This window comes from Teredinibacter haidensis, assembly GCF_014211975.1.
Classification (GTDB): domain Bacteria; phylum Pseudomonadota; class Gammaproteobacteria; order Pseudomonadales; family Cellvibrionaceae; genus Teredinibacter; species Teredinibacter haidensis.
On the sequence record NZ_CP060084.1, the window covers coordinates 666,900 to 680,080 of the forward strand.

General features: G+C 42.0%; 8 protein-coding genes. 7 read left to right on the forward strand and 1 reads right to left on the reverse strand.

Going from position 1 to position 13,181, the window contains the following annotated elements; all coding sequences use genetic code 11:
* Window positions 1-23: 23 nt before the first annotated feature.
* On the reverse strand, window positions 24-1,061 hold the full coding sequence (locus tag H5715_RS02725; protein ID WP_075185761.1) for an integron integrase: 1,038 nt from the start codon (window positions 1,059-1,061) through the stop codon (window positions 24-26).
* A 1,179-nt stretch (window positions 1,062-2,240) separates the two neighbouring features.
* Here H5715_RS02725 and H5715_RS02730 point away from each other — a divergent pair.
* The 7 genes from H5715_RS02730 (at window position 2,241) to H5715_RS02760 (ending at window position 13,175) form a co-directional block, all read left to right on the forward strand.
* Window positions 2,241-3,044: a hypothetical protein gene (locus H5715_RS02730; protein WP_075185762.1), complete on the forward strand. Its 804-nt coding sequence runs from the start codon at window positions 2,241-2,243 to the stop codon at window positions 3,042-3,044.
* 1,795 nt (window positions 3,045-4,839) lie between these two features.
* Window positions 4,840-5,268, forward strand: coding sequence for a hypothetical protein (locus H5715_RS02735; protein ID WP_075187539.1), 429 nt, complete (start codon window positions 4,840-4,842; stop codon window positions 5,266-5,268).
* A 69-nt stretch (window positions 5,269-5,337) separates the two neighbouring features.
* Window positions 5,338-5,844, forward strand: a complete 507-nt coding sequence (locus tag H5715_RS02740; protein WP_075185460.1) for a hypothetical protein — start codon at window positions 5,338-5,340, stop codon at window positions 5,842-5,844.
* Between the two features lie 1,393 nt (window positions 5,845-7,237).
* Window positions 7,238-7,678: a hypothetical protein gene (locus H5715_RS02745; protein ID WP_139309808.1), complete on the forward strand. Its 441-nt coding sequence runs from the start codon at window positions 7,238-7,240 to the stop codon at window positions 7,676-7,678.
* A gap of 1,431 nt (window positions 7,679-9,109) precedes the next feature.
* Complete coding sequence (locus tag H5715_RS02750; RefSeq protein WP_075187319.1) at window positions 9,110-9,841, forward strand: hypothetical protein; 732 nt, start codon at window positions 9,110-9,112, stop codon at window positions 9,839-9,841.
* A gap of 560 nt (window positions 9,842-10,401) precedes the next feature.
* On the forward strand, window positions 10,402-10,866 hold the full coding sequence (locus tag H5715_RS02755) for a hypothetical protein (protein ID WP_075187321.1): 465 nt from the start codon (window positions 10,402-10,404) through the stop codon (window positions 10,864-10,866).
* A 1,820-nt stretch (window positions 10,867-12,686) separates the two neighbouring features.
* Entirely contained in the window at window positions 12,687-13,175 is a 489-nt protein-coding gene (locus H5715_RS02760; RefSeq protein ID WP_075184541.1) for a hypothetical protein, read from the forward strand.
* Window positions 13,176-13,181 lie beyond the last annotated feature (6 nt).

The following is a 13,181-nucleotide window of genomic DNA, read 5'->3' on the forward strand; positions in this document are numbered from 1 at the left end:
AAAGTGCAACGTAGAATAAGATGTTATGCAGACAAGGGTAACGCCTCAATGAGCGAAGGTTTTGAATGCTCAATCGCATAAATAGCGGCGTTTTCCCGAATGTTATCGAATGGACTTATTACGGCATTACCGCCCATTTGCAGTACATGGGTGTAAATTTGAGTGGTTCGTAAATCTGAGTGACCTAATTGGTCCTGAACCGTACGAATATCAGCGCCGCGAGCAAGCAAGTGCGTTGCAAATGAGTGCCTTAGTGTGTGAGCAGAGACCACTTTGGCAATTTGAGCATCGCGTGCGGCGCGGCGAATAGCACGTTGCAGCGTACTTTCATCGATATGGTGACGGCGCAATGCGCCATCTTCAGGATCATTGCTTAATCGGCCTGACGGGAAAAGATAGTGCCATCCCAATTCCCTGCAGGCGAATGGATGCTTTCGGCGTAGGGCATAAGGGAGCGCAACACCCGTATAAGCGGGGTTATTCAAATCAATAGAATGATAATCCGACCCAATATTAATTTGGTTTCTCAGTGCGTTCATCAAATTGTTTGCGAGAGTAACCGTTCGATGTTTTCCGCCTTTACCGTTCCACACTCTTATGCAGCGATAATCGAAATCAATATCGTGTATGCGCAAGCGAACTGCTTCCATTAGCCGTAAGCCGCTTCCATACATCAATGCGGCGAGTAGAAAATAACGAGGAGCTATGCACGAGAAAAACGCCTCAATTTCGGCTTCAGTTAGAACAACAGGTAGCTTGCGCGGTGTTCTACTTTTTACGAAATTGAGCTGAAACGAAATGGGTTGATTAAGTACAGTTTTATATAAAAATGACAGCGCATTCAGTGCCAACGCCTGGGTATTAGGAGATACGCGCTTATCTAGGGCTAAGTAGTTTAAAAATTGCTCAACTTCAGCGTTCCCCATCGTAGAGGGGTGATTTTTATTGTGGAAGCGAATATAAGTAGCAATCCAATGCACATAGGTTTCAATGGTTCGCTTGGAATAGTTCCTTTTGTACATCAGTACCTGAATGGACTGGAGGAAGGGAGATTTAGCCATAATATCGTAGCCTAGATAAGGATATAATGTACGTGTACATATATACAGTAAAATTAAGTTGCTGTCTAGTTGCAGTTGGAGCGCAAAAGCTCGAAAAACACTTATAGCTTTCTGTTATAAATCTCGAGCCTAGGATTTACGGTGCTTTGGGGGTATGCTTCAATAACGTACGCGCTGAAAGGCTGCATTTCGCCGTGTTTAATGCGGCGTTTTACATTCTAATAATATTGTTATGGCGGGTTTAAATAATTTAGTTGTCGTTCCAGAATTTTTATTAAATTGAGAGTTCGCAGTTTAGTAAGTGCAGTCGTCGAGAAAGAACAAATAGTTTCACTCGGCACAAGAAAGTAGCTAAGTGGTTACAATAAAAAATTGGAATAAGGTGAGCCCAAAACCATTCGTTCCTTGGTTCACCGTTTGAGATTCCACTGCGAAAAGAAAATGGGTGACCCGCATCTTCAAAGCTCCATCAAGAAGGTACGTATTACAAGAATTGTAGTTTAAACTGGTTGGGGTTTTTTCGGGGTATTGGTTTCGCTAAAGCTCCACAAAGAGCGCTGTAGAGAATAAGTGCCACCCCGCTCATAACAAATCGCTGCACTCGGACGCATATTGCTACGCTCGTTTTTATGTATGTCGCGGTGCTCCATTTTACATAAAAACGCTCTCCGCAATATGCGCCGGTGAGCTCGGCGTTATGGCGGGTTTAAATAATTTGTAAATCGTTCCAGAGTTCGTCAAAATTTGAGGTCTCGCAGTTTAGTAAGTGCAATCGTCGAGAAAGAACAAATAGTTTCACTCGGCACAAGAAAGTAGCCAAGTGGTTACAATAGAAAGCATTGGAATAAGGTGAAAGCAAAACCATTCGTTCCTTGGTTCAACGTTTTAGGTTTCACTGCGAAACAAAAATGGGTAGTTCGCATCTTCAAGGCTCCATCAAGAAAATGCGAATTGTTAGAATAGTAGTTTAAACTGGTTGGGTTTTTTTGGGGTATTGGTTTCGCTAAAGCTCCACAAAGAGCGCTGTAGAAAGTAAGTGCCACCCAGCTCATAACAAATCGCTGCACTCGGACGCATATTGCTACGCTCGTTTTTATGTATGTCGCGGTGCTCCATTTTACATAAAAACGCTCTCCGCAATATGCGCCGGTGAGCTCGGCGTTAGGTGCCTTCTGAAGTATGAGTAACCTTCAAGAATTGATAGAAGATTTTGATTTTATAACTGAGGTAGCTTATGACCTGTCTCAGCAATTTGATGGTGTTCAAACGGATGATAGAAAGAAGAAAGTTTCAACTTATTATTTGGCTAAAGTTGTTCCAGAGTGCATGTCACTATTAAGAGTTCTCCCTGGCTCGAGGTTCACCGACACAGAAGAGCTGTTCGATTTTCCGTCTTTTTGTTCGATTTCTAGGAGTGTTATTGAAGCGGCTAACCTGCATTGGTATTACTGTATAGAGAGCATTGATGCGGAGGTATCTAACTTTCGATTTTATCTTTATGATTTCCATGACAACAAATCTACAATGCAAATATCGAAATTTATTGACGGCGAAGAGGAAGGTTTAGATTTACTCCAAGAAAAGTGTGATGATCTTAAAGATAAAATTATACAAAGCGACAAATTCAAATCCCTTTTACCTGAGGTTCAAAGGCAGATCCTCAAAGGGCGAAAGTGTTCGGATATGAATCAAACCGAAATACCCGAAAGTCGAGGTCTGGATCTGAATACGTTTAATGGTATTTACAAAATACTATCTACTAATACTCATTCCACACCTTCGGCGATAAGTGCCATAGTCCACTCTAGAATTCATGGCAAAGAGTTACATGAGGCATTTGCAGGCCTAGTTCTCTCATATGTTGCTTCATTTGTTGCTGATATGGTGCGAACAATTGGAGAAATATGGTGCTTGGAGTTTGCCAAAGATGAGTCTGAGGAGATAATAGCGGTTTATTCGGAGGGCTTGAGTGAGAGCACCTAACAAGGCGCTGCACGCTGACACATACTGCTACGCTCGTTTTTGTGTGTCGCTGCGCTCCATAATACACAAAAGCGTTCTCCGCAGTATGTGCAGGTGAGCGCGGCGTTATAGCGGTCTTTAGCATTTTACATTTTTAGGTGAGTCTCAAGTATCCCTTACCTTACTTCGTAGGGGCTTGGCCAAGCAGTTGGATCGTAAATTGCGAGATTCTACATCGCTAACGTAGTTTCTTTATCGTTGGTGGTATTTAACTACGAGCCTTTTCAAGTTTGGATGTTGTGCTGTTGCTAAGCTTTTGTCGGTGGTGGCAGTGTTTAAAGGGTAATAGGGCGGGGCGGTCTTGTCGTTATTGTCGGCAAAGGCTTTGTTAGAGAAATGGGGAGCGTTTGTAGGTATGAACGCTGCCTTGCTATAACAAAGTCATCAAACCTGACACTTTTTACTCCATTTCATGTTGTGCATGCCTACGGCATAGTTGCACAACATTACATTACGTAAAAAGTGCAGTTTATAACAACGTTATAAGCGCTCGTAGTTGGTTGTAAGGTTTTTACGTGTTTCAATTGAGCGCAGAGGCGCCTGAGGGTTTCGTGGAACCACTTTTTGGGCTAAAAGGCAGCCTGTCGGCCGCCATAGTTTTATGTTAAGAGCGTTCGTTCCCGGTGCGAGTTATACCAGCCAAGCTAAATTGTTAAAGAGCAACAATATAGCTTGGCTTAGTCAATCAGTTTGTTGCTGGTTGTTTGACTTCGTTTCAACCATCTTTGCGTCGGCTAAGTCAAAATATTGAAGCAGGGTCTTTGAGTAAGGTATTGTGGCCCTCACTAGAAAGTTCGGTACGGTTCCGCTTATAACAAATTACTTAAACATCGTTCCGGCCAAAAAGACGGCCTCCACTGGACGCAGCAAGCTGCGCCGTTTAGCAAAACGTTATAAGCGCTCGTATTTGGTTGAAAAATGTTTACGTGTTTCAATTGAGCGCAGAGGCGCCTGAGGGTTTCGTGGAACCACTTTTAGGCTAAAAGGCAGCCTGTCGGCCGCCATAGTTTGATGTTAAGAGCGTTCGTTCTCGGTGCGAGTTATACCAGCCAAACTAAATTGTTAAAGAGCAACAATATAGCTTGGCTTAGTAAATAATTTGTTGGTGGTTGTTTGGCTTCGTTCCAACCATCTTTGCGTCGGCTAAGTCAGAATATTGAAGAAGGGTCTTTGAGTAAGGTATTGTGGTCCTCACTAGAAAGTTCGGTACGGTTCCGCTTATAACAAATTGCTTAAACATCGTTCCGGCCAAAAGACGGCCTCCACTGGACGCAGCAAGCTGCGCCGTTTAGCAAAACGTTATAAGCGCTCGTAGTTGGTTGTAAGGTTTTTACGTGTTTCAATTGAGCGCTGAGGCCCCTGAGGGTTTCGTGGAACCACTTTTAGGCTAAAAGGCCGCCTGTCGGCCGCCATAGTTTGAGGTTAAGAGTGTTCGTTCTCGGTGCGGGTAATGCCAGCCAAACTAAATTGTTAAAAAGCAACAATATGGCTTGGCTTAGTAATTCATTTGGTTGTTGGTCGCTGAACTTCGTTCTAACCATCTTTGCGTCGGTTACGTCCAAATATTGAAGAAGGGTCTTTGAGTAAGGTATTGTGGTCCTCACTAGCAGGTTCTGTGCGGTTCCGCCTATAACAAATTACTTAAACATCGTTCCGGCCAAAAGACGGCCTCCACTGGACGCAGCAAGCTGCGCCGTTTAGCAAAACGTTAAATGTCACGATATCTGAAAGATCTAAACTATTAATGGAAAGAAATATGAAGAAGTTATTACTTATTGGAATTCTTGGAATTTTTAGCACCAATGTAATTGCTGGTGATGTCTGCGATAAGGCGTCTAAAGAGTTTGCGCAGGCTGTCGAGGTATATAAGAAAGAAGGTGGCACAGCTTTTATGAAGCGCGTTCTTAAAAATGGTCCATTAGAAAATGACACGAGATCATTGAGTCAGGCGCAAGCACTAGGGCAAATCGAGCAATTTTTCGGCCCTATAGAAACAGCTTCGGTTTTAAGCACAAAAGCTCTCGGATCAAAATCATGCTATATCATCGGCATATTGGAGTATCAAAATGGGCCAGCTTTTGCGGTAGCAAACTACTACAGTGGCTCAAAAGGCGTTGGTGCTACATCAATGTTTTTCCAAACAGAACCCGAAAAAATATTACCTAAGCAGTTTCTTGTTCAGTAAAACATTTAACAAGCTAAGTCAGCAGGACGCCGCAAGCGGCGCCTCTGCTTAGGGCGTTAGAGCTACACAATGAATAAAATTACGCTTCTATTTATAGTTATTGCATGTTCTGCCATTGGATTTATTGGTGGAACATATTATGGCTTCAAAGAGGGTGCTGAAAATCATGGTTTGCTTGAGCAAGTTGCTCAGGGAGCGCTCTCGCGACATCAGCTAGCATCAATCGAAAAGGGGGAAATTGAAAATGTAACACATTTATTCGAGTTAAATATTGACGCTGGTTTACACCGGTACGTGATGTACGAAGAGTCTGGTAATAGGATTCTGTCTGAGTTATTCATGCTTGAGGTTACGTCAAACTTAGATTCATATGTAGATTTAATGGCAGAGTATAGAAGGGATCATCCAATTGTCTTTAACTCGGACTGGGCATTACCAGTAGATGGTGATGATGAAGAAACGAAGAAGTGGAAGAAGCAAGAATACAATGGTAGTGAAAAAATGCTTTTAGAAATTAGAGAGCTTCTTAGATCTCGGGGCGTCCCAGAGTCAGCTCTAACAAAGCAATCTACCTGACCTCAAAAGCGTCGCTGGTTTAGTTCGCCATTCCGCTTCGCTACATTGTAAACTAAACCAGCGCCACTTTCGTGGCAGGTAATTGCGGCGTTATAAGCGCTCGTATTTGGTTGAAAAATGTTTACGTGTTTCAATTGAGCTCTGAGTTTTTCTGAGAGTTTTGTGGAATCACCTTTAAGTTAAAAGGCCGCCTGTCGGCCGCTATAGCTTCAGGTTAATAGTGTTCGTTCCCTGTGCGCGTTATACCAGCCAAACCAAATTGTTGAAAAGCAACAATATGGCTTGGCTTAGTAATTCATTTGGTTGTTGGTCGCTGAACTTCGTTCTAACCATCTTTGCGTCGGTTACGTCAAAATATTGAAGAAGGGTCTTTGAGTAAGGTATTGTGGTACCCTCTAGAAAGTTCAGTGCGGTTCCGCTTATAACAAATTACTTAAACATCGTTCCGGCCGAAAAGACGGCCTCCACTGGACGCAGCAAGCTGCGCCGTTTAGCAAAACGTTATAAACGCTCGTAGTTGGTTGTAAGGTTTTTACGTGTTTCAATTGAGCACTGAGCTTTCTGAGAATTTTGTGGAATAAATTTTAAGCTAAAAGGCCGCCTGTCGGCCGCCAAAGTTTGAGGCTAAGGGTGTTCGTTCTCGGTGCGAGTTATAGCAGCCAAGATAAATTGTTAAAGAGCAACAATATAGCTTGGCTTAGTAAATAATTTGTTGGTGGTTGTTTGGCTTCGTTTCAACCATCTTTTCGTGGGCTAAGTCAGAATATTGAAGAAGGGTCTTTGAGTAAGGTATTGTGGTACTCACTAGAAAGCTTGGTGCGGTTCCGCTTATAACAAATTACTTAAACATCGTTCCGGCCAAAAGACGGCCTTCACTGGACGCAGCAAGCTGCGCCGTTTAGCAAAACGTTACTTGTCTATTCAAAAAAGTTTGGTGTGTATTTAAGTTTTGGTAGGGTGTTCCTAAATTCGTCAGGCTCCATCAAGTTTAGGTAAGCCACCTTTGGTCGCTTACAACGTGCTTCGTAAGAGGTAGATTTGGTAATCCGGTAAAGCTTCGTTGCAAAAAAGCGCAACCAAGCTTTACCTAGCAAAGGGAAATTGCGGCTAATTCCTCCCGTTCGTTCCTTTCTGTTGGTTGCCATAATCACTTGTTGTTTTGGGTCAATTTTATGCCTTCTGTTTTGGCTATCCCACGGTTATAGTTGGGTCTAACCAAAGCTTCAGGCTTTTTAAACAAATAAAGCAATTGGCGTAACAGCGTAGTTCAAAGCGAGTAAGTGTTTGGTACAAGTAACAAACCAAGTCAGTAGGACTTACTTTGCCGTCGCTTCGCTCCAAAACGCAAAGTAAGCCTCTGCTTGGGGCGTTATGAGCTACTGAGAACTTGAGCATGGATGAAAGAATCGATTGTAATAGCTGCGGAAAAAAATGTACTCCAAGGCTTTGGCATTTAAAGGGAGGTTTTTTTCGTAGAAAAAGAATTCAGCACTTATGTCCATATTGCGGCGCGGTAATGTATCAATCGGGCGGCGGAATAGGTCTAGGCGTCATCGGTATTGGAGTTCTATTCGCTTTTTATATTGCGGCGGCACTTAATCAATCGGCAAACAAAGATGAAATCCTCGCGCAGCGGCTGCAAGCCGAAATTGAGGAGTTGAATTCGAGGGTTGAAAAATACGAAAAAGAAATTTCCGTTCTTATTAAGAAAACTAAAGATGGTAATAATCCTCAACTGTTAAGGCAACTGGAAAGCAAGCCTGAAAAGTTAGAGCAGCTCAAGGGTCTACTCAATGACAAAAAAACGGCGCTCAGTTTGGCTACTGGCTCATAACAAAGCCAGCCATTTGACCGTCATTCCGGCGCTTCGCGCCTCCATGCCGGCAAATGCTGGCGGCGTTATGGCGGGTTTAAATAATTTATTTGTGGTTCCAGAATCTTTTCTAATTTGAGAGTTCGCAGTTTAGTAAGTGCAATCGTCGAGAAAGAACAAATAGTTTCACTCGGCACAAGAAAGTAGCCAAGTGGTTACAATAGAAAGCATTGGAATAAGGTGAGAGCAAAACCATTCGTTCCTTGGTTCACCGTTTAAGATTTCACTGCGAAACAAAAGTGGGTGGCTCGCATCTTCAAGGCTTTATCAAGAAGGTACGAACTAAAATAATAGTAGTTTAAACTGGTTGGGTTTTTAATAGGCTAAAGTTCCGCGTTCGCTCCACAAAGAGCGCTGTAGAAAGTAAGTGCCACCCAGCTCATAACAAATCGCTGCACTCGGACGCATATTGCTACGCTCGTTTTTATGTATGTCGCGGTGCTCCATTTTACATAAAAACGCTCTCCGCAATATGCGCCGGTGAGCTCGGCGTTATGGCGGGTCTAAATAATTTGTATATCGTTCTAGAGTTCGTCAAAATTTGAGGTCTCGCAGTTTAGTAAATGCAATCGTCGAGAAAGAATAAATAGCTTCACTCGGCACAATAATCTAGCGAAGTGGCCACAATAAAAAGTATTGAAATAAGGTGAGAGCAAAACCATTCGTTCTTTGGTTCAACGTTTTAGTTTTCACTGCGAAACAAAAATGGGTAGTTCGCATCTTCAAGGCTCCATCAAGAACGTGCGAATTGTTAGAATAGTAGTTTAAACTGGTTGGGTTTTTTTGGGGTATTGGTTTCGCTAAAGCTCCACAAAGAGCGCTGTAGAAAGTAAGTGCCACCCAGCTCATAACAAATCGCTGCACTCGGACGCATATTGCTACGCTCGTTTTTATGTATGTCGCGGTGCTCCATTTTACATAAAAACGCTCTCCGCAATATGCGCCGGTGAGCTCAGCGTTATAGCGGTCTTTAGCATTTTACATTTTTAGGTGAGTCTCAAGTATCCCTTACCTTACTTCGTAGGGGCTTGGTTAAGCAGTTGGATCGTAAATTGCGAGATTCGGCATCGCTAACGTAGTTTCTTTATCGTTGGTGGTATTTAACTACGAGTCTTTGCCAGTTTGGATGTTGTGCTGTTGCTCAGCTTTTGTCCTTGGTGGCAGTGTTTAAAGGGTAATAGGGCGGGGCGGTCTGGTCGTTATTGTCGGCAAAGGCTTTGTTAGAGAAATGGGGAAAGTTTGTAGGTATGAACGCTGCCTTGCTATAACAAAGTCATCAAACCTGACACTTTTTACTCCATTTCATGTTGTGCATGCCTGCGGCATAATCGCACAACATTCCATTACGTAAAAAGTGCAGTTTATAACAACGTTAGGCGTAAGGTACGAAAGATGACATCAGTATTTATCGATCAGTGCATTATTAGTGATGGAGATATATTAACTGGTGAAAGACGAAATGGGGTAATTGGCTACGTTAGAAAGAAACCTCCGAAGGAAAACTGGAAAAGAGAGCAGTTTGAGTATTTTCCTACAATTTCTGAGTTAGCTGAAACCGGAAAAATTGAATTTTTCAGATACCTAGAATTAGACTTTGAAGATTGGAAGAGAATAGGGTCATTTCCGTCGAATAAGCTTGGAAAGCTCTTCGAACCTAAAAAAATGAAGCGTGTTAGCGCTGCAATCGAGAGATCCTATTTTTTTCAATCTTCATTAGAAACGCATCTAGAAAAAAGTAGAGTTATCGAATTTTGTCGCTGGCTCAATACGCCAAACCTAGAAGATAAAATTCTTGGATCAAGGGCCGCTGATAAACTACCAGAGCAAATGAAGAGCAATATCACCCAGCTAGAAAGGTATCGTGTTCTTTGTAAAAATCTATCTGAGTCTCAGCGAATAGATGCCTTTCACTTTTGGAGTGCAGAAATTTCTGGTATTGATTACTTTCTAACAACCGATAAGAAATTTGTAAATGCTATGCGTATTACCAATAAAGTGGAATCGTCCTGTAGTCTTGTTTTTCCTTCTGAGCTCAGTAATATTTTAGATTGTGTAGAAAAATCTAAATTTAAATACGAGCTTGGTGTATTTTATGGTATCGCGGGTAATCGTCTATATGTATGAGCCTAACAAGTTTGTCAACAGGACATTTTTTGCTACGCTCCGTTTAGCGGTGGCTTCGCCACTTTACCGCAAAACTACACTACACAAAAAATGCCTGTTACAAAGGCGTTAAGTGCAATCAAGTATGAGTCCAGTTATAGTTTTTACAGCCATAGTAATAGCTTCGCTTGTTGTCGCTGTTGTATGTTTAAACAATCTGAGAGCTGATCTAAGCAGATATTATTGGCTCAATGGGTTAGGTGCTACTTTTGTAGGTATGACAGTATTGTCGGGCCTAGCTTGGTACAATTTGTTTTTTTATGCATTCGTGTCGTTCGTAATAATTATGGGTGTGCGTGAATCAAGCAAATACATATTCTTAAACCCAAGGGGTGGTATCGTTTTGGGCATATATTTTGGTTTGTGGTTAAGTCTGCCTATAGGTATGTTGCAGCTCGGCACTTAACAAGCATAGCCAGGTCGACATTTATTCCGGCGCTTTTTTTATGCCAGTCGCTACGCTGGCATAAAAAAATCACCTACATAAATGCGTCTGCTATGGGCGTTAGAAGCTCTTAATCATGGCACGTAGAAAACAACTAAAAGGTGTTGCTGGGAATCTCGGTCAATGGTGTTTGAGTAGAAGCTTCGACTATGAGGGCTATTGGGCAATCGGCCAGTTTTACGCACATGCTGAAGCAAATGGAACAGAAGAGATCGTTCTAAAGTTAATTGAAGACTTCGTTCCGATCTATGCAGAGGGCATAAAGTATTCGTCGGCGATTAAACTTCTATCAAGTATTTTAAAGCAGGATGTACAGTCCAATAAAATACCTGATTGGTGGCTAAAGGACGTGAGTGTGATTTTTAGGTTTAATACTGAATTTGTGCACAAGTATCATTATTGGGGCTCAGGATTAGGTGGCAAGCCATTTATTTGTGTAGTAAAAATTACTACGGACTTAGGTAAAACCTATTCGAAAGAGTTTGGTTGTAATGTATGGGTGCATAACCCAAAAAGAGAGCAGCGTCGCTATGGCTTCTAACAAAACAATCTTGCGGAACGGTTGCTGCGTCGCTTCGCTCCTTACAACCGCCCGCAAATTGTGGCGTTACTTGTCTAATCTAAAAAGTTTGGTGTGTAGTTAAGTTTCAGTAGGGTGTTCCTAAATTCGTTACCCTCCATCAAGTTTAGGTAAGCCACCTTTGGTCGCTTACAACGTGCTTCGTAAAAGGCAGATTTGGTAATCAGGTAAAGCTTCGTTGCAAAAAAGCGCAACCAAGCTTTACCTAGCAAAGGGAAATTGCGGCTTATTCCTCCCGTTCGTTCCTTTCTGTTGGTTGCCATAATCACTTGTTGTTTTGGGTCAATTTTATGCCTTCTGTTTTGGCTATCCCACGGTTATAGTTGGGTCTAACCAAAGCTTCAGGCTTTTTAAACAAATAGAGCAATTGGCGTAACAGCGTAGTTCAAAGCGAGTAGGTGTTTGGTACAAGTAACAAACCAAGTCAGTAGGACTTACTTTGCCGTCGCTTCGCTCCAAAACGCAAAGTAAGCCTCTGCTTGGGGCGTTATAAGCGCTCGTAGTTGGTTGTAAAGTTTTTACGTGTTTCAATTGAACTCTGAGTTTTTCTGAGAGTTTTGTGGAATCACCTTTAAGTTAAAAGGCCGCCTGTCGGCCGCCATAGTTTGAGATTAAGAGTGTTCGTTCCCGGTGCGGGTAATGCCAGCCAAACTAAATTGTTAAAGAACAACAATATAGTTTGGCTTAGTAAATCAGTTTGTTGTTGGCTGTTTGACTCCGTTCCAACCATCTTCGCGTGGGCTAAGTCCAAATATTGAAGTATGGTATTCGAGTAAGGTATTGCGGTCTCACTAGAAAGTTCGGTACGGTTCCGCTTATAACAAATTACTTAAACATCGTTCCGGCCAAAAAGACGGCCTCCACTGGACGCAGCAAGCTGCGCCGTTTAGCAAAACGTTATGGCGGGTTTAAATAATTTAGTTGTAGTTCCAGAATTTTTATTAAACTGAGAGTTCGCAGTTTAGTAAGTGCAATCGTCGAGAAAGAACAAATAGTTTCACTCGGCGCAAGAAAGTAGCCAAGTGGTTCCAATAGAAAGTATTGAAATAAGGTGAGTCTAAAGCCATTCGTTCCTTGGTTCACCGTTTAGGATTTCAATGCGAAACAAAAGTGGGTAGTTCGCATCTTCAAAGCTCCATCAAGAACGTGCGAATTGTTAGAATAGTAGTTTAAACTGGTTGGGTTTTTTTGGGGTATTGGTTTCGCTAAAGCTCCACAAAGAGCGCTGTAGAAAATAAGTGCCACCCAGCACATAACAAATCGCTGCACTCGGACGCATATTGCGGAGAGCGTTTTTATGTATGTCGCGGTGCTCCATTTTACATAAAAACGCTCTCCGCAATATGCGCCGGTGAGCTCGGCGTTATAAGCACTCGTGGTTGGTTGTAAGATTTTTACGTGTTTCAATTGAGCAACGAGCTTTCTGAGAGCTTTGTGTAATCACTTTTAAGCTAAAGGGCCGCCTGTCGGCCGCCAAAGTTTGAGGTTAGGAGTGTTCGTTCTCGGTGCGAGTTATACCAGCCAATCTAAATTGTTAAAGAACAACAATATAGATTGTCTTTGTAAATAATTTGTTGGTGGTTGTTTGACTTCGTTCCAACCATCTTTGCGTCGGCCAAGTCAAAATATTGAAGTAGCGTCTTTGAGTAAGGTGTTGTGGTAATCACTAGAAAGTTCAGTGCGGTTCCGCTTATAACAAATTACTTAAACATCGTTCCGGCCGAAAAGACGGCCTCCACTGGACGCAGCAAGCTGCGCCGTTTAGCAAAACGTTATAAGTCATGTCGAACCTTGAGCTAAACCTTAAAAATCATAAAACGGATGAAGGAGCATATGCCCTTGTTGTCTTTGATGAAAGTTCATCTATGGCAATAAAGGTATTTAAAAATGACCCCAATATAACTCAACACGCTAATGTCTTTAATTCTGAAGTAGAGGCATATGAAAAGGCAGCTCAAGATGAAGAGTTAAAAGTGTTAGTACCTGTTTTTTATGGGAAAGTCGAAATAAATAAGATATTGGATAAAGCAGACAACGATATATCATCAAACTATTTTTTAAATTTAGCTTATGGAATGAGTATAGAAGATAAAGAATTTATTAAACTATATAGCGCTGGAGTTTGCGAAAAAGAAAGGACTCGTATAGTGGAGCTGTTTAATAAGAACGGTATTATGTATACAAGAGATTCATCTGTTTTAATGAAAAAGTCGAAAATAGTTAAAGTAATTGATTTTGCAATACAAGCACATGAGACCAGTTGGGAATGACTTATA